Annotated in this window: 18 protein-coding genes, 3 pseudogenes and 1 CRISPR repeat array; of the genes and pseudogenes, 11 read left to right on the forward strand and 10 right to left on the reverse strand. The window is 73.4% G+C overall.

Annotation, left to right across the window (positions count from 1 at the left end):
- Nucleotides 1-4: 4 nt before the first annotated feature.
- The 7 genes from J0910_RS14130 to J0910_RS14160 all read right to left on the reverse strand — a co-directional run bounded on the left by J0910_RS14130 (nt 5) and on the right by J0910_RS14160 (nt 3,685).
- On the reverse strand, nt 5-676 hold the full coding sequence (locus J0910_RS14130; protein WP_420158966.1) for a hypothetical protein: 672 nt from the start codon (nt 674-676) through the stop codon (nt 5-7).
- A 268-nt stretch (nt 677-944) separates the two neighbouring features.
- Nucleotides 945-2,114 (reverse strand): methyltransferase domain-containing protein, encoded by a 1,170-nt coding sequence (locus J0910_RS14135; RefSeq protein WP_420158967.1) that lies wholly within the window; start codon nt 2,112-2,114, stop codon nt 945-947.
- Nucleotides 2,111-2,251 (reverse strand): hypothetical protein, encoded by a 141-nt coding sequence (locus J0910_RS14140; RefSeq protein WP_420158968.1) that lies wholly within the window; start codon nt 2,249-2,251, stop codon nt 2,111-2,113. The genes J0910_RS14135 and J0910_RS14140 overlap by 4 nt, the downstream gene beginning before the upstream one ends.
- 244 nt (nt 2,252-2,495) lie before the next feature.
- Nucleotides 2,496-2,630 carry a hypothetical protein gene (locus J0910_RS14145; RefSeq protein ID WP_420158969.1) on the reverse strand — a complete coding sequence of 45 codons (135 nt, stop codon included), beginning with the start codon at nt 2,628-2,630 and terminating at the stop codon, nt 2,496-2,498.
- Between the two features lie 85 nt (nt 2,631-2,715).
- The gene (locus J0910_RS14150; RefSeq protein WP_420158970.1) at nt 2,716-3,165 is read right to left on the reverse strand and encodes a hypothetical protein; all 450 of its coding nucleotides are present in this window, start codon (nt 3,163-3,165) and stop codon (nt 2,716-2,718) included.
- Nucleotides 3,162-3,464 carry a hypothetical protein gene (locus J0910_RS14155; RefSeq protein WP_420158971.1) on the reverse strand — a complete coding sequence of 101 codons (303 nt, stop codon included), beginning with the start codon at nt 3,462-3,464 and terminating at the stop codon, nt 3,162-3,164. Before J0910_RS14155 ends, J0910_RS14150 begins: the two co-directional genes overlap by 4 nt.
- Nucleotides 3,461-3,685 carry a hypothetical protein gene (locus J0910_RS14160; RefSeq protein ID WP_420158972.1) on the reverse strand — a complete coding sequence of 75 codons (225 nt, stop codon included), beginning with the start codon at nt 3,683-3,685 and terminating at the stop codon, nt 3,461-3,463. Before J0910_RS14160 ends, J0910_RS14155 begins: the two co-directional genes overlap by 4 nt.
- A 171-nt stretch (nt 3,686-3,856) precedes the next feature.
- Between J0910_RS14160 and J0910_RS14165 the strand changes: the two are divergent.
- The 6 genes and pseudogenes from J0910_RS14165 to J0910_RS14190 all read left to right on the forward strand — a co-directional run.
- A pseudogene (locus J0910_RS14165) lies at nt 3,857-4,111 on the forward strand (helix-turn-helix domain-containing protein); the annotation flags it as partial.
- Nucleotides 4,112-4,228: 117 nt separating this feature from the next.
- On the forward strand, nt 4,229-5,203 hold the full coding sequence (locus J0910_RS14170) for an XRE family transcriptional regulator (protein WP_420162127.1): 975 nt from the start codon (nt 4,229-4,231) through the stop codon (nt 5,201-5,203).
- On the forward strand, nt 5,200-5,730 hold the full coding sequence (locus J0910_RS14175; protein WP_420158973.1) for a flavoprotein: 531 nt from the start codon (nt 5,200-5,202) through the stop codon (nt 5,728-5,730). The genes J0910_RS14170 and J0910_RS14175 overlap by 4 nt, the downstream gene beginning before the upstream one ends.
- A 410-nt stretch (nt 5,731-6,140) precedes the next feature.
- Nucleotides 6,141-6,717: a CRISPR direct-repeat array (repeat unit 28 nt; unit sequence GACTCACCCCCGCGGACGCGGGGAGCAC).
- Between the two features lie 306 nt (nt 6,718-7,023).
- Nucleotides 7,024-7,602 carry a zinc-binding dehydrogenase gene (locus J0910_RS14180; RefSeq protein WP_420158974.1) on the forward strand — a complete coding sequence of 193 codons (579 nt, stop codon included), beginning with the start codon at nt 7,024-7,026 and terminating at the stop codon, nt 7,600-7,602.
- 373 nt (nt 7,603-7,975) lie between these two features.
- Entirely contained in the window at nt 7,976-8,416 is a 441-nt protein-coding gene (locus tag J0910_RS14185) for a DUF3592 domain-containing protein (RefSeq protein ID WP_420158975.1), read from the forward strand.
- Nucleotides 8,417-8,511: 95 nt separating this feature from the next.
- On the forward strand, nt 8,512-9,021 hold the full coding sequence (locus J0910_RS14190; RefSeq protein WP_420158976.1) for a DUF6624 domain-containing protein: 510 nt from the start codon (nt 8,512-8,514) through the stop codon (nt 9,019-9,021).
- Between the two features lie 21 nt (nt 9,022-9,042).
- On the opposite strand, the gene J0910_RS14195 is transcribed toward J0910_RS14190, so the two are convergent.
- Complete coding sequence (locus J0910_RS14195) at nt 9,043-9,513, reverse strand: hypothetical protein (RefSeq protein WP_420158977.1); 471 nt, start codon at nt 9,511-9,513, stop codon at nt 9,043-9,045.
- Nucleotides 9,514-9,694: 181 nt separating this feature from the next.
- Here J0910_RS14195 and J0910_RS14200 point away from each other — a divergent pair, with 181 nt between their 5' ends.
- A complete protein-coding gene (locus J0910_RS14200; RefSeq protein WP_420158978.1) occupies nt 9,695-11,035 on the forward strand; it encodes a hypothetical protein in 1,341 nt (446 codons plus the stop codon).
- A 485-nt stretch (nt 11,036-11,520) separates the two neighbouring features.
- On the opposite strand, the gene J0910_RS14205 is transcribed toward J0910_RS14200, so the two are convergent.
- The gene (locus J0910_RS14205) at nt 11,521-12,393 is read right to left on the reverse strand and encodes a DUF2797 domain-containing protein (protein WP_420161993.1); all 873 of its coding nucleotides are present in this window, start codon (nt 12,391-12,393) and stop codon (nt 11,521-11,523) included.
- A 7-nt stretch (nt 12,394-12,400) separates the two neighbouring features.
- Between J0910_RS14205 and J0910_RS14210 the strand changes: the two genes are divergently transcribed.
- From J0910_RS14210 to J0910_RS14220, 3 genes and pseudogenes are all read left to right on the forward strand, one after another.
- Entirely contained in the window at nt 12,401-12,841 is a 441-nt protein-coding gene (locus tag J0910_RS14210; RefSeq protein ID WP_420162128.1) for a hypothetical protein, read from the forward strand.
- A pseudogene (locus J0910_RS14215) lies at nt 12,745-13,376 on the forward strand (IS5 family transposase); the annotation flags it as partial. The gene J0910_RS14210 and the pseudogene J0910_RS14215, both read left to right, overlap by 97 nt.
- A gap of 164 nt (nt 13,377-13,540) precedes the next feature.
- Nucleotides 13,541-13,792: pseudogene (locus J0910_RS14220) on the forward strand (IS982 family transposase); the annotation flags it as partial.
- An 18-nt stretch (nt 13,793-13,810) separates the two neighbouring features.
- On the opposite strand, the gene J0910_RS14225 reads toward J0910_RS14220, so the two are convergent.
- Nucleotides 13,811-14,383, reverse strand: a complete 573-nt coding sequence (locus J0910_RS14225; protein WP_420158979.1) for a GrpB family protein — start codon at nt 14,381-14,383, stop codon at nt 13,811-13,813.
- A 169-nt stretch (nt 14,384-14,552) separates the two neighbouring features.
- Here J0910_RS14225 and J0910_RS14230 point away from each other — a divergent pair, with 169 nt between their 5' ends.
- On the forward strand, nt 14,553-15,008 hold the full coding sequence (locus J0910_RS14230; RefSeq protein WP_420158980.1) for a DUF6228 family protein: 456 nt from the start codon (nt 14,553-14,555) through the stop codon (nt 15,006-15,008).
- The last annotated feature ends 12 nt before the right edge of the window (nt 15,009-15,020 follow it).

Here is a 15,020-nt window from a genome sequence, read left to right on the forward strand (position 1 = left end):
GGGGTCAGGGCAGCTTGAGCGCGGCCACCTCGGTGCCGCCCTCCATCGCCGCGTCTGCGTCCTGGATCGTGATCCATTCCAGGTCCGTGCCCTCGGGCAGCTCGAAGTGGTAGGTCAGCGACACCGACAGGCCGGGGCTCAGCCCGTAGCCGGCCCCTTCGCCGGTCGTCACGCCCGAGGTGTACTGCACCCCGTCGGCGTCGTAGGCGTACACGTCCTCATAGCCCGGGATCGTCTCCGCGGTGGTGGTGTTCTCCGCGGTCACCGTCACCGGGACGTAGACCGCCCCCTCCTGGGCCTCATAGGAGGTGTCGGTCGAGGTGTCGGTGAAGGCGGCCTCCCCCTCGCCGAGGGAGGCACCGCTGTACTCGTGCACCCCGTCGGTGACCGACTCCTCGGTCGGCGCGGTGGGCCCCTCCTCCGCGAGGTCCTCGCCCGGCTCGCCGTCCTCGCCCGGCTCGCCGTCCTCGGCCGGCGCCCCCTCTGAGATCGTCTCGCCCATTTCGCCGAACGCCTGCTCGATGGTGGAGACGAGGTAGGCCTGGTGGCCGAGCCATCCGGCGGCGAATCCGACGAGCAGGGCGGCGGTGCCGACGGCGGTGGGCAGGATCCAGCGGGGAGCGCCGGGCGGGCGCTGCGGTGCGGGAGCCGGAGGGGTGGGGGTGTCCGTGGCCATGGGGCCTCCTGCTTGTAAGGGGGTCCCGCCCGGGGCGAGGGGCGGTGGTGACGAAAAGTAGACGCCTCCCGAACGGGAAATGGGGGCCGTTTTCCGCATTCGGCCAAGAGTTTTTCAGCTCCGCCCGCCCGGGTTTCCTCGGCGGTTTCCGACAGGGGGACCCGCGCTTTGAGGGCTGTCGGCTGAAGGGGGTGTGAGCAGCGACAACGCCCCGGCCTCAGGCGGGTGGGGCGTTGCCGCCGTTTCCGGATTTTCCTGTCTGCTCGCTTCAGCCCAGCACGGTGTCCGGGGAATCGGCCCACAGCACTTGGCCGCCGTCGGGGCGCACGGTGAGGCCGAGCCGGTCCCGCCCCGGCCGCCCGGCCCCCTCCCACGCCTCCCGGGCGGCGGCGACCTCGGCCCACAGGTCCCGCGGCCCCCTGATCTGCGCCTCGTAGGGCGGGCCCGCGGGGGTGTACTCGCCCAGCGCCCACGACCCGCTCTCGCTCCGGTCGAACACGTAGATGCTGGCCTCGCCGGAGTCGTCGGTGGCCTCGTAGACCGCGTAGTCCAGGCCCGGCACCAGGTGCCCGAGCGCGGTCTCCCACCCGGCGTCGGGCTCGGCGACCACGCGGGGGCTCACCTCGATGGGGGTGGGCTCGGTCGGCTCCTCGGTGTCGACGAACGCGGCCGGTCCGCCGCGGACGCCGCGCTGCTCGCGCAGCCACATGAACGGCGCCTCCCCGACGATGCGCCCGCGCGCGGCCCCGGCGCCATCCGCGGCCAGGCGCAGCAGCACCGGCGGGGTGAACCCGGTGCCCCACGGGGTGACCACCGCGCCGCCGGGCCGGGTCTGGGCGGCCCACGCCGGCGGGACGCGGCGGGCGGCGACGGTGGCCAGCACCCGGTCGAACGGGCCGTGCCCGGGGGCGCCCAGAGCGCCGTCGCCGGCGATGACGGTCGGCTTGTAGCCGAGTTCGGCCAGGGTGCGCCGGGCCCGCTCGGCGATGACCGGGTCCACCTCGACGGAGACCACGTTCTCCGGTCCGAGGCGCTCGCACAGCAGAGCGGTGTTGTACCCGGTGCCGGTGCCGATCTCCAGGACCCGGTCGCCGCCGGCGACGTCCAGGGCCTGCAGCATCGCCACCACCAGGGACGGCTGGGAGATGGAGCTGGTGGCCTCCCGCCCGCGCCCGTCCGGCCCGGCGGGGGTGCCGTCGTCGACCTGGGTGACCACGGCGACGTCCTCGTAGGCCCAGCGCGCCCACGCCGGGTCGTCCCGGCCCAGGGGGGAGCGCCAGGCCGGGTCTTCGGTATCGCGCGGCCACACGGTGTCGGGCAGGAAGCGGTGCCGGGGCACTGCGCGCACCGCCGCCTCCCACGCGGGGTCGGTGAGCACCCCGGCGGCGGCCAGGGCCTCGGCGAGCCGCCGGGGCCCCTTCTCCAGACCGACGGTCACTTGCCCTCCTGGCCGTCCTGGGAGGGCTCCACGCGCTCGCCGCCGCCGTGGCCCTGGCCTTCCTTGCCGTCGGTGTGGGTGCTGCCGCCGCGCCCCTGGTCCTCGCTGCCGGGCTTGCCGTGCTTTCCGTCGCCCATCAGGGCCTCCTCATGTGGATGCGTTGACGGTATCCCGCTGGTCGCTGTACGTCACCGGATCGGGTGCGTCCGGGTTCGGCCGAGGGGCGCCCGCCCGGGGACGTGGGGAACGCCCCGGGCGGGCGCGGCCGACCCCATCCCCCTCAGGAGGGCCGGCCCTGGGCCGCCCGCCCGGAGCAGTCCTCCCGGGCGGGCGGCGTTCCCGCGCCTCCCCTTCTTCCCCGTCGGGTCGGCGCGGGAGCCTTCAGTCCTTTTTCTTCTCCTTCTCGGCGCGCTCGGCCTCTTCGAGCTCTTTCCTGGCCTTCTGCAGCTCCTTTTCGAGGCGCTCGCGCTTCTCCTTGTCGGTCACCACATAGCCGTCCTTGGTGAACCAGCCCATGTACAGGCCTTTCCGTGTCAGAGGGTGTGGAGGGGCCCCTCCCCGCCGGGTGCACACGCGGGGAGGGGCGCCCGGCGCGGAGCCTTCAGGTGCGGGGGCGCATCCAGTGCGGTGCGCGCATCCGCGGCGCGACCGCATCGGTGGTGGTGCAGATCTCCTCGCCGCCGCCGAGGGGGCGCAGGCGCAGCCGCCCGAACCACAGGCCCGGGCACGCCACGTGTCCGACGACCTCGTGCAGCGCGCTCCAGTAGTGGACTTCCGTCCCCAGCGGCCAGGCGTGGCGCAGCACCGCGGCGTCGCCGCCCGCGGCTTCGGTGAGCCGGCTGGGGCCGATGGTCTTCCGGTCGCCGGTGTCCAGGCTCTCCACCACCACTCGGGTCCCCTCGTGCCCGATGACGGCGAACAGCTCGGTGTGATCGCTGCCGAGGTAGACCAGCTTGCCCACGCACCACGCCCGCCAGGCCGGCACGGCCCGCGGCCGCTCGGGCTCGGAGCGGGCGGCGCGGGGCAGCCGCACGGGCCGGTACCCGCTCACCGCCCGCCCCCGCCGGCCGCGGCCTGCTCCTGCTCCTGGCTCTGCTCCAGCGCGGCCAGCTGCTCACGGGTCAGGCCGCGGCCGACGCGCTTCGCCGGGCGGATCAGCCTGGCGGCCAACTCCGCGGCGGTGTCGGCGACGACGGTCGGCTCGATGTCGTCCTCGACGCGCCTCGTTGCGATCCACCCGTCGTGGCGGCCGTGCTCGTCGTGCGTCCGCCAGATCCGCCACGCGGGGAACTTCGCCTGCAGCCACACCAGGTCGTCGGCGTGGGCGTCGGGGTCGGCCGCCGGGCTCACCGGTCCGCCTCCGCCAGCTCGACGCGGGCCAGCCGTTCGCGTAGCTCGGCGATGCTCGGAGCGGACACCGCACGGTCCTCTCGCACGGCCCGCCAGTGGCCGGGGCCGTCGAGGAGGTCCCGGAAGACGTGCCATTCCGGGAAGTTAGCGGCCAGCGTCTCGGCAGGATCAAGCAGAGAAGGTGTCGTCAGGGCAACGGCAGTCGGGCTAGGGTCTGTCATGTCATCAGCTCCTCAGAGGCTGGTGGCCATGCCCCCGGGCGCTTGGTCGCGCTGCGGGGGTCAACTCGTTCACCACCGACAATTCCGGTCCCGTTCTGAAGAACCCATCCCGCGGGGATATCCCAAGAAGAGATAATCGCGACGGCCGAACCGCCCCCATAGGAGGCCGCGATGTCAGCACGCTCGACCGACCCCATCACCGTTCCCCCATGGGCCTGGGAGCGCGCCGACATCCGAGAAGCCCTCGCCCGCCGCGATATCCCCTCCGTCCTGCGGTTCGTCCAGCAGTACGGCGGCGCCTCCCAGACTCGTATCGCCTCAGCCACCGGAATATCCCAAGGGCGGATCAGCGAGATCTTGAACGGCCGCAAGACCGTGACCGCCTTCGACGTCATCGAGCGCATCGCTGATGGAATCGGCATGCCCGACACCGCAAGGATGCGCTTCGGCCTCGCCCCGCGCGTGATCCCGCCCCCGGTTTCAGCAACGCCCCCCGCGCCCCGGCCGGTGTCCTCTACGCTCACCTCCGACGGAGGAGGGCGAGTGCGACGCCGAGAATTCATCGGACTGGCCGGAGCCGGAGCCGCGCTGGGCCTGTCGGGTATCGCGAGCGCCCTCACCGGCTACGGCGCCCTACCACCCGAGGTCGAGCCGCGGCCCGTCGGGGTGCTCGCCAAGGCGGCGTCCGCGATGAAGGCCGACTACCAGGGGTGCCGCTACGCCAAGGTCTCCGCCGGGCTACCCAGGCTGCTGGCCGAGCTCGAACAGGCCGATGCCGACCAGCGGCTGCACACGGCCCTGGCCACCGCTTACCACGTCGCTGCGAGCGTCCTTCTGAAGGGCGGGCAGGGCGGTCTGGCCAGGCTGGCCGCCGACCGGTCCAGGCGCGCCGCCGAATGCAGCGGCGACCCCGTCACGGTGGGCACCACCACCCGGGTGCTGGTGCGCGCGCTCGTGCGCGACGGCCACCACCGCACCGCCGCGACCCTGGCCATCGACTCCGCCCAGCGAATCACTCCGAACACCCCCGAGGCACTGTCGGTGTACGGGGCACTTCTGCTCAGCGGGGCGACCGCCGCGGCCAAGGCCGAAGACCGCGACACGGTCACCACTCTGCTTGACGAAGCGGTCGGCGCTGGCCGTCGCCTCGGGGGCGACTTCAACCACCACTGGACGGCGTTCGGTCCCACCAACGTCGAACTGCACCGGGTCAGCACCGACGTCGAGCTCGGCGACGCCGGAGCGGCCGTGGAGCGGGCACGTCGCATCGACCTGGGACGCATCGACGTGGCGGAGCGTCGCGCCGCGCTGCTCATCGACACCGGGCGCGCCTACACCCAATGGGGCAAAACGGGGCGGGCCTATGAGGCGCTGGCGACCGCTGAGCAGATCGCCCCCGAGGAGCTGGCCACCCGCCCGGTCGCACGCGAGCTGCTGGCCGAACTGGGAGCCCGCTCCTCGGGACACCTGCACACCCGGATCACTGAACTGGCGGAGAGGACGGCGACGCCCCAGTGAGCGAACGCGTGCTGTACGTGGTGGTGTGCGCGGCCGGACCCGCCGCACAGGTCACCGAACTGGTGGACCAGGCGCAGGAGCGCGGCTGGACGGTCCAGGTCATCGCTACCCTGGCGGCCACCGCCTTCATCGACGAGGCCGCCCTGGAAGAACAGACCGGTCGGCCGGTGCGCAGCCGCCACCGGGAGCCGGGGCAGCAGCGCAGCCCGAAGGCGAACGTGATCGTGGTCGCACCCGCGTCGTTCAACACGATCAACAAGCTCGCGGCCGGGATCGCCGACAACTACGCCATGGACGTGGTGGGCGAGTCGTTGGGCATCGGCGTGCCGGTGGTGGTGCTGCCGTTCGTGAACTCCGCCTACGCCGCCCGGGCGCCATTCCGCCGCAGTGTCGAGTCACTGCGCTCCGAAGGCGCGGAGATCCTGCTGGGGCCGGGGGAGTTCGTCCCGCATCCGCCCAAGACCGGTGCGGGGGTGGAGTTCCCCTGGAAGCTGGCGCTGGACCGGGCTGAAGCCGTAGCTCAGTAGAAACACCAGCCCGGCAGCTCCTTGCCCATGCCCCATCACGGTGCCCCGGGCGCCGGGCCCTTGTGGGGTCACCCGTCCAGCCGGGGCGGGGGCCTCCCACTCCAGCTGCCACCCGCGCCAGCCGGCGTAGGCGCGCGCCACCGTCCGCACCGCCACCTCCAGCCCGGCCCGCGTCTCCGCACTCGCCTGCTCGTAGGCTTCCACCGCATCGCGCACCTCCCACTTCGCCACGCGGCCATGATCGGCGGAACCGCCTCGTGCGCTGCGGAAACGCGCCGAACCTGCCCGGGGGGCGCCGGCCCGGCAGGGGGGAAGGCCCGCAGCGCCGTCGGCCCTGAGCGGCCGGCGCCCTCGGGGAGGGTGGCCTGTTCCGGCAACCGCTCCTCCTCGGCGTCACCTACTGACTACGGGACTCACCCCCGCGGACGCGGGGAGCACCGGCTGAGAGTGCTGGCATCGAGGCCGGCACGCGACTCACCCCCGCGGACGCGGGGAGCACTCGACGTCCAAGGTCGCGACGAGTTCGCCGACGGACTCACCCCCGCGGACGCGGGGAGCACGGACCGGTCTCCCCGAGCTTTCCGAGCATGCCCGACTCACCCCCGCGGACGCGGGGAGCACGGACCGGTCTCCCCGAGCTTTCCGAGCATGCCCGACTCACCCCCGCGGACGCGGGGAGCACGCGCGGATGCGCGCCTGGTCGGCATCGATCTGCGACTCACCCCCGCGGACGCGGGGAGCACCCACCACGGGGTGTTCCGCAGCACCGACCCGGCGACTCACCCCCGCGGACGCGGGGAGCACTCGTCAGGGCGGCCGGCCTGGGCCATCTGCTCCGACTCACCCCCGCGGACGCGGGGAGCACTCGTCAGGGCGGCCGGCCTGGGCCATCTGCTCCGACTCACCCCCGCGGACGCGGGGAGCACAGTTGCTTGTTTCTCACCGCCGATAAGCGGGGCGACTCACCCCCGCGGACGCGGGGAGCACCCTTCGCGAACTGCAGAGACGCGGACCGTTATCAAAAGTTGACAATCGTCCAGCGTGATACAAGACCTAAAAACCCCGATACCGGCCCGAATCCTACGAGATCGCCCCACAGAACCCGCCCCCGCCGTCTCGTGCAACGTTCAGCCTTCAGCGTAGAACCTCGCACCGTCCCCTCTGAATCTCAAAGTCCGATCCCGGTGAGCGGGTTGTCGTCCCATCGATCGCCGTCATCGAAGTAGACGTTCAGCGCTGAGGACCCGTCGGCCCAACCACCATATCGGCGCCGAGCAGGCCGCCGCGCTGCCGATGGCGGCCGAGACGGCGTGGCGCGCGCTCGACGGCCTCGGTGTCCAGCCGGGTGAGCTGCTGCTCGTCCACGGCGCGGGAACCACCGTGGGTGAGGCGGCGGTGCGCTTCGCGCTGCACCGGGGTATTCGGGTGATCGCCACCGCCGGACAGACCCGGGCAGCAGCCCTGGAAGCGATCGGCGCCCAGGTGACCGCCTACGGCGAGGGCATGGACGGACGCGTCGGCGCACTGGCCGGAGGCCACGTCGACCGAGCCCTGGACACGGCGCCGACCGGGGGCCGGATCGACCGCGCCGACCAGCCCAGCCCGGCCGGCGGCTCGCTGCCGACCCTGATCGAGCTGACCGGGGATCCCGACCGTGTCCTCACCGTCTCGGACTTCGCCGCTGCGGCCGAGTCGGGCGTCCGGGTCGCCACCGAGATCCGCTACGACCGGATGGAGGAGTTCGCTCGGCTCGCCGGCGACGGCATCCTGGTCGTACCGGTCGCCCGCACCTACACCCTCGACCAGATCCGGGAAGCGGCCGAACTCAGCCGATCCCGCCGGCCCGGGGGAAAGCTCATGCTCGTCCTGTGAGCTATGACCGGCCCCGCCGGCCGGGTACAGGAGAGCGTCATAAACCGTGGGGTGGGGACCGCGCCGGCGGCCGTCCGGCCGTCGCAGGCGCCCGCGGTCACCTCGCACAGCTCCTCCTGGCGGCCCATGGGGCCACCCCCCAGGGACGGGACACGGCCCCTGCGGGCTTCGCGGGGTCTTCTCCGCGGTCTGTTTCCGGGTCTGTTCGAGAGCCTTTCCAGAGGTCTTCTCGGGGTCTTTCAGGAGGTCTTCTTGTGACCGCGGCCGGCGGTGCGCCGACCTGAACAGCCGCCCGCTGCGGCGGAGCCGGCATCTCTCTTCCGCGCACTCATCGATATCGGAACTCGGTGCGGGAGAAGCACGTTTCTTCGCCATGGACCTTACGAACACCCCCTACGCCTGGATCGGTTATCTCCTGGTTCTGCTCGTGGGTGTGGTCCTTGCGGCCGGTCAGGTACGAGAGATACTCCGGACCAGGAATCTGCGGCGGACCGGAGCCAGGGCGGACGGCGAGGTCGTCCGTCACAGCATCGGCGAGAGCTCGAACGGGAATACGACCTACGCTCCAGTGGTCGCCTGGCGGACTCCTGACGGGCGCAAGCGCGAATACTGCCCCAGCTGGAGAAATTCGGGGAAGGGGCGCTTCCGGGTGGGCAGGCGTGTGGTGATCTACTACGACCCGGCCGATCCCGACGACCGCGCAGCGCTCCGCGGCTACAACGGAGGTCCGGTCACCTGGTTCGTCCTGCTCTTCGCTGCCGTGATCATCGGTATTGCGCTGCTCGAACTCGCAACAGTGGTTCTCGGCCGGTAAGCGGCCCAGCGGCCTCCCCCGCTCGCCGCGCGGTCCCCGCCCCGGGGGCCGGGCAGAACCATCCCAGAGCGCATCGCCGGACAGCAGGAGCGCACATGCAGGAGCCCGAGACCGCGGCCGAACTCCATCGCCGGGCCGAGCGCGACCAGGAGGCCCGCCGAGCCCTCCCGCCGGGCCGCACCGCCCAGGAATGGGAGCGGATCGCCGCACCCGTCGACCGCGAGAACCGCGCCTGGGTCAGGGGAGTCATCGACCGGCTGGGCTGGCCCGGCAGATCCCTTGTCGGAACCGGCGGCGCCGAGGCGGCCTGGCTCCTGGTCCAGCACTGCGAGCTCGAGACCCAGGAGCGCTGTCTTCCCCTGCTGGAGGCCGCCGTCGCCGCCGGTGAGGCCGAGCCGTGGCACCTGGCCTACCTGGAGGACCGGGTGCGGTGCCGGCGAGGTCTGCCCCAGCGGTACGGCACCCAGTACATCAGCGAAGGCGGAGGCCCTCCGCGGCTGCAGCCGGTGGAGGATCCGGACCGGCTGGACGAGCGCCGGGCGGCCGCCGGGCTGGGGCCGCACGCCGAGCATGAGGCCGCCGTCCGCGCAGGAGGGCCGCGCTGACCGGAGGACAGGGCGGCCCGGTCACCACGGTTCGGCCAGGCGGATGACGCGGTCCGTGCGGACGTCGAACCCCAGGACCGGACGGCCGCGGTCGCCTTCGGGATCCATCAGGACGGGTTTGCCCAGGCGCCGGCCGATCGCTGCGAGGAAGCCGCACAGGATGTCCAACCGCTCCTGCCCCTGGAGCTCGCGCAGGTCCACGTCGAAGTCGATCTCCTCCGGGGCGCAGAAGCGGAAGATCGCGAGCACCCCGCCACTCGGCCACACCCGCAACTCGGCGCCGGCGGGGCGGGACAGCGCGGCCTGCGCCCGGGGCAGGGGCGCCGCGGCGCCGCCTTCGGCGTAGCGGTGCCTCCATCCGCGCTCGACGACCAGGTCGAGCAGGGCCTGCCAGTCGCTCACCGCGGTGTCGGGGACCCGCAGGTCCGGCAATGAGCCCGTGGTGCGGGGGTCGAACAGGTCCTTCACGTCGTCCCAGAGCAGATCGGCCATCCGGCCATGCTGGCACCCGGTACTGCGGAGCGGGGGCGGATCGCCATCGGAGCGGACGGGAGAACTGGGGAGCGGGCCGCCTCCGGGCCGGGGTAGGATCCAGCAAAACAGACGGGCCCACCCGGTGCTACCAACACCGGACAGGCCCTGACCCCCGACCTGTAGCACCAGGAAGGCGGCTATGCCGAACTTTACCGTTCGGCGTCCGGAGGATGCACACCGCACCTCCCCGGCGCCCGACGAGGACTCCCCTCGCGCGTCCTTCACCGTCATGGTGGACTGGATCGCCCTGCACCCGTCGCTGAGCGACACCGCGAAGTCGGCGCACCGCGCCATGCGGTCCATGGTCTTGGAGAACCGCGACGAACCGGTCGTCCGCCTCACCGACACCGAACTGGGCTGGCTCATGGGCAAGTCGGCGCGCACCGCGCAGCGCGGCCGCAAGGAGCTGCAGGCGCACGGCATCGTCGAAGTCGCGCGGTCGGCGACCTACACCGAGCACACCCCGGCCGGCCCGGTGTTCCGCACCGTCCACACCTACCGCCTCTGCGATGCCCCGCCCGCGGACTACGGCGGGCCGGTGTCTCCGTGGGACGCGCTGAACCGGGCCCGCCGGGCCGCCGGGGTCTCTTCTCGCGGGCGGCGGATGACAAATCTGTCCAATGAGCCGCCATCGGCGGCGGGCGAGTCGCCGCAGGCGGGGCCCCTAGAAGCAAGCGCCCTGGAAGCAAGAGAGGGAAGAGGTTCCGCTCCGTCCGCAGGCGCGCAGCCGCAGGGCGGCGGTGCCGCCCGCGGCGCGGCGGACCGGACGGACGACACCGGCCGGGGGGACGCCTCGGCGGAGCCCGCCGGGTGGGCGCCGGCCCTGCTGGCGCCGATCCCCGACGCCGCGCTGTCTCGGCCCCGCGCAGACCGCGCCGCGCTCGCTCGGCGGCTCCAGGCCCTCGACGCCGCCGGGGTCGCCCGCCACGAACTCGCACAGGCACTCGCCGGCGCCGATACCGCGGACCGGCCCTACCCTGCGCTGCGCGCCCGCCTGGCCTCTCCGCAGTCCGTGCGGGCGTGGAACGGCAAGGCCCTGGGAACCGGGGCGGGAAGCGCGCCCCCACCGGCCCCGAGCGGTTTCCGCACCGGCGCAAGGTCCGCCCACGACCCCTTCGGCACCTCGCGGGACACCCCGGCCGGTGACCTGGCCCCCGGGTACTGCGCCGTGCATGTCTCCGTGCGGATGGGCGCCGGCGGCTGCCCGATCTGCGCCGACCGGCCGGCCGGAGCTCCCCGTGCTCCGGCTCTGGAACCACCCGCCGGAGACGGCGGCACCCCCGAAACCGAGAAGGGTCCCCCCGGCGGCACCGCCGAGCTGGAACGCATGCGCGCCTCGCTGGAAGCCGCGAGGCTCGACCAGGGCGCCCCGGTGCTTCCCCGGCGGGGCAAGGGGCGCGCCCCCACCGCTGCAGGCCGGGCTGCGACCGACGGTGTGCGTGTGCTGCTGGCCGGGCTCATGAAGAATCGAGCCGGGTGAGGCGAGGGAGCCCCGGGGAAGCCCCATCCCTCATAGGGCCGATGGCGGCGACCAGACCCCGCAGCGGCTCGGGGAAGCCGAACCGCGAGTCGGGCGAGGGACGAGTACCAGGCAGGCCGCTGCCCGGGAGCGCGACGGCTCAACGTTCGGCGGCCTGTCCGCCGCTTCGGTACGCAGGCGGCCGGTGCTCTGGGCGGTCGCGGCGCGGACGGCCGCTCCTAGAGGGCGTGGCCGATGGCTTCGGCGCCTGGGGGCTCAGGCGGTCTGCGCGTCGGGTCAGGCCGGCGGTGCGCAGGGCGCCGCCGTCGTGCACCGGCGGGTGGCCGTGCTGGGCGAGGGGCGTTCCTGCGGGCGTGGTGTATTCGGCGACGAGGGGGAAGGCGCCCTCCAGGGTTCGGGCGGCGGTCGTCTTGCCGGCGCCGGGCAGTCCTTCCAGGACCGCCAGGCGCCCCGGCGCCGGCGGGTCCTGGTGTGGCGCCGTGGTTTCAGAAAAGGGTGCGCTGTTCATGGGCGCCTCCGGGCGGGCGGATACGGCGGGTCGTGTGAAGGCCCCGGCAAGGACCGGTGGCCGGGGCGGCGGGGCGCCCGGCGAGCAGCCGGGAGTCGATGAGCAGCACCCGGCCGGTGTCCAGGTCGTCGGCGAGAAGGAGCCGGCCGGGTACGGCGCGCACGCTCACGGCCAGGACGGCGTCGTCGTCCAGGCCGGTCAGGGCGTCGTAGGCCTCGGGGGGTGCGGCGGTGAGGTTGTAGGCGGCGGTGTTGTCGTGCACCCGCTCCTCCAGCCGGGCGGTTCCGGGGAGCAGGCCGGAGCGCTCCACCGCGCGCCGTGCGGCCAGTAGGGCGGTGCTGCGCTCTTCGGCCGGAGGAAGGCTCCACCACGCGGCGGCCTTGGCGGTGGCGCGGATGCGCTCGGTGGCCAGGCCCGCGCGGGCGATGGCCTTCTCTGCGGCGCGGACGGCCTCCAGCGGGCCGTGCGCCAGGAGGGTGTAGGTGATGGCGCCCTGCTCCAGCAGGCGCCGGTGGCCGCGCTCGGTGGCGGTGAGGCCGACCTTGAGCGGGCCGGGGCCGAAGTAGGCGAGGTAGGCGGTGTAGTCGCGGTCGTCGGTGTAGGCGTCGCGGGCCAGGGCGCGGCCGCGGTCGCGGAAGGCGCAGCGGGCGCACTGGGCGTCGGTGCCCTGAGCGTCGATCGGCGCGGAGCAGTGGGTGCGCCGGCCGCGGTGGTGGTCCCACACTCCGATGCAGGTGCGCGGGGCGCCCAGGCCCAGCCGCACGCTCTGCCCCGGTTCGATGCGGAGGCGGTGGTCGGGCTGTCCGGGAGCCGAGGCGACCAGGGCAGGGTGCTCCTCGTTCCAGAACATCCCGATAATGCGCCAGTCGGGCCGGGGCGAGGCCGGCTTCGCAGGTGTCATGGAGGCCAGTCAAGTCGCGGATACCGGCGAGGTGCAGCAGATCGGCGAAGGTCTCGGCGGGGTTGTCGGCCGTGTGGAGGTGGTTGCCCGGCCGGCCGGCTCGCAGGCGGGGGGCCGTATCGCCTGGGAGCGCTTGCGCGCCGGCACCAGGGCCGCCGACCTGCTGCTGCGCACCATGCGCGGCCTCGGCGAGCGCGCGATGGCGCTGCTGGTGGGCCGGTGGCGCCTGCTGCGCCGCACCGCCAAAAGCCCCTCCAGGATCGGCGATCCCGTCAAAGCCGCCCTGGTCCTGCACGGACTCCAAAAGCAAACCCGAGGGGCCCGGGGGTGCATAAGAGCTCGTCTCATTTGGATTCTCGGCAGCCTGGCCGCGTGTCGATGGTGGAACGGCTGGTGATGGACGAGCTCGGCTCCCGCGGTGAGTTGGACTGGTCGCGGTGCGCGATCGACTCGGTCAACATGCGCGCCCTCAAAGAGGGGAGCTGACGGGTCCCGATCCTGTGGATCGGGGCAAGAAGGGGCCGAAGGTCCACCTGATCACCGACCGGGCCGGCCTGCCCCTGCCGGTGGCGATCTCCGGGGCCGACACCCGCGACAGCCGGGCCCTGCAACCCCTGGTGCGGGGGATCCCTCCGATTCGGCCCCGCCGTGGACCCCGCAGGCGCAAGCCTGCCAAGCTGCACGGCGACAAGGGCTACGACTACAACCACCTGCACCGGTGGCTGCGCGAACGCGGGATCGCGCACCGCCTGGCCCGCAAGGGGGTGGAGTCCTCGCAGCGGTTGGGGCGACACCGGTGGCAGGTGGAGCGCACCATGGCCTGGCCGGCCGGATGCCGCCGCCTGCACCGCAGGTACGAGCGCAAGGCCGAGCACTTCCTGGCCTTCGTCGGCATCGCCTGCACGCTGATCTGCTACCGCAGACTCACCAAACGAGATGAGCTCAAGCCTCAGGAGTCAGGCAAGTCCGATCAGGTCAAGCGGGCGGCTGAAGCACCCGTAGGACATCCACCAGATCGCGTCGGGGACCATCGGGCGCCCCAGAGCGCGCAGCAGGTAGGCGGTCAGGCTGCGCAGCGCGGCCAGGTTCGCCGGCGCTGCTGCGCCCGGCCCGCAAGGACGAGCCCCCACGGGCCGGAGCACGCCTTTTCAGGCCGCTGCGGCAGGTGATCGAGTCGATCGACCAGACCTTCAAGGGCCGGCTCGATCCGGAGCGGCACGACGGGCGCACCCCGGGTGGGGCGGCCGCCCGGGTAGTCCAGCGGGCCCTGGCGCCGACCGCCGCGATTCGGCACAACGAGCGCACCGGCCGGCCGGTCCTGCGCTCCCTGGCGGCTTGTGATCACTGACCCCTTGGAATTACTCATCTAGCCGCCGGGCGCGGTCGCGCGGCGCATGATCTCCTGGACGATGCCGGTCTTGGCGTCGGCGTAGTCCTGGACGTACCGCCAGGTGCGGCGGGCCAGCTCCCGTTTGGCGGCGGCGTAGCGCTCCCGGTCGGCCGGGTGGGTGCGCAGGTGGTCGCGGAAGCGGAGCATCCGGGCGGTCTCCTCGCAACCGGCCGGGAAGACGTGCAGGTTGACCTCGGTGCCGGGGCCGTTGAGGAGCCGGTGCTTGAACCAGTCCGGCTCCCGGAACCGGAGCACGTATCCGGCGGCTTCGAGCGCCGGCAGGTAGGACGGCTCGTCGGCGGGGTCCGCGACCTCGAGCACGACGTCGATGACCGGCTTGGCCGGCAGCCCGGGGACCGACGTCGACCCGGCGTGCTCGACCAGCAGGGCCCGGCCGCCCAGCGCGCCCCTGATCCGCTCCGCCTCCCGCGCGAAGAGCCGGGGCCACTCCGGGTCGTACTCCGCGACCACGACCGGCCCGTCGTGTACCGGGACCCCGCCCACGGCGGCCTGCTCGACCCGGTCCGCGCCGTCCTGCCCGTCGACCACGATGCCGGCCCTCTCTCCTCGGAAGTGCTGGGCCGTCCAGGGTAGCGCCGCACCGCCGCGTCCCGCCGCTCCCCGGCTCGGCCCGCGTCCTGAGGGGCGGGGACCGGCGGGGAGGTGAAGAGCCGGTCGGTGAATCCTGTTCGCGCGGTGCCGGTCTAGTGTTCCGCCCATGTCCTCCTCGATCGACGCCACCGACGACGAGCCCGGCCTGAGCATCCGCTGCCAGGACGACGCATCCGTGGGTGTGGCGTTCCGCGACCGCTCCGGCTCCGACCCGGACTCCGTGCACTACGCCGTCGAGCTGCGCGCCCCGGGCCTGACCGCCCGGGTCGACGAGGTCGTCGCCTGGGTCCACGACGGCGGTCTCGCCTCGTTCCTGGAAGGGCTCGCCGCCGACTACCGGGGATGGGGCGGCGAACGGCACTGGCGGACCGACGACCGGGACCTGGCGGTGTCGGCGGTCTTCCGCTCCGGGGGATACGTCGGGCTGACCTGGACCCTGCGGCCGTGGCCGAAGGCCGCCGGCGGGTGGAGCGCATCGGTGACCACCTGGCTGGAGGCCGGCGAGCAGATGGCCTCCCTGGCGGTCGGCATCCGGCACTTCCTCACCCGGGAGCCGCGGTGACGCCCACCGTCC

It is taken from the genome of Nocardiopsis oceanisediminis (assembly GCF_048595525.1).
GTDB lineage: Bacteria > Actinomycetota > Actinomycetes > Streptosporangiales > Streptosporangiaceae > Nocardiopsis_A > Nocardiopsis_A oceanisediminis.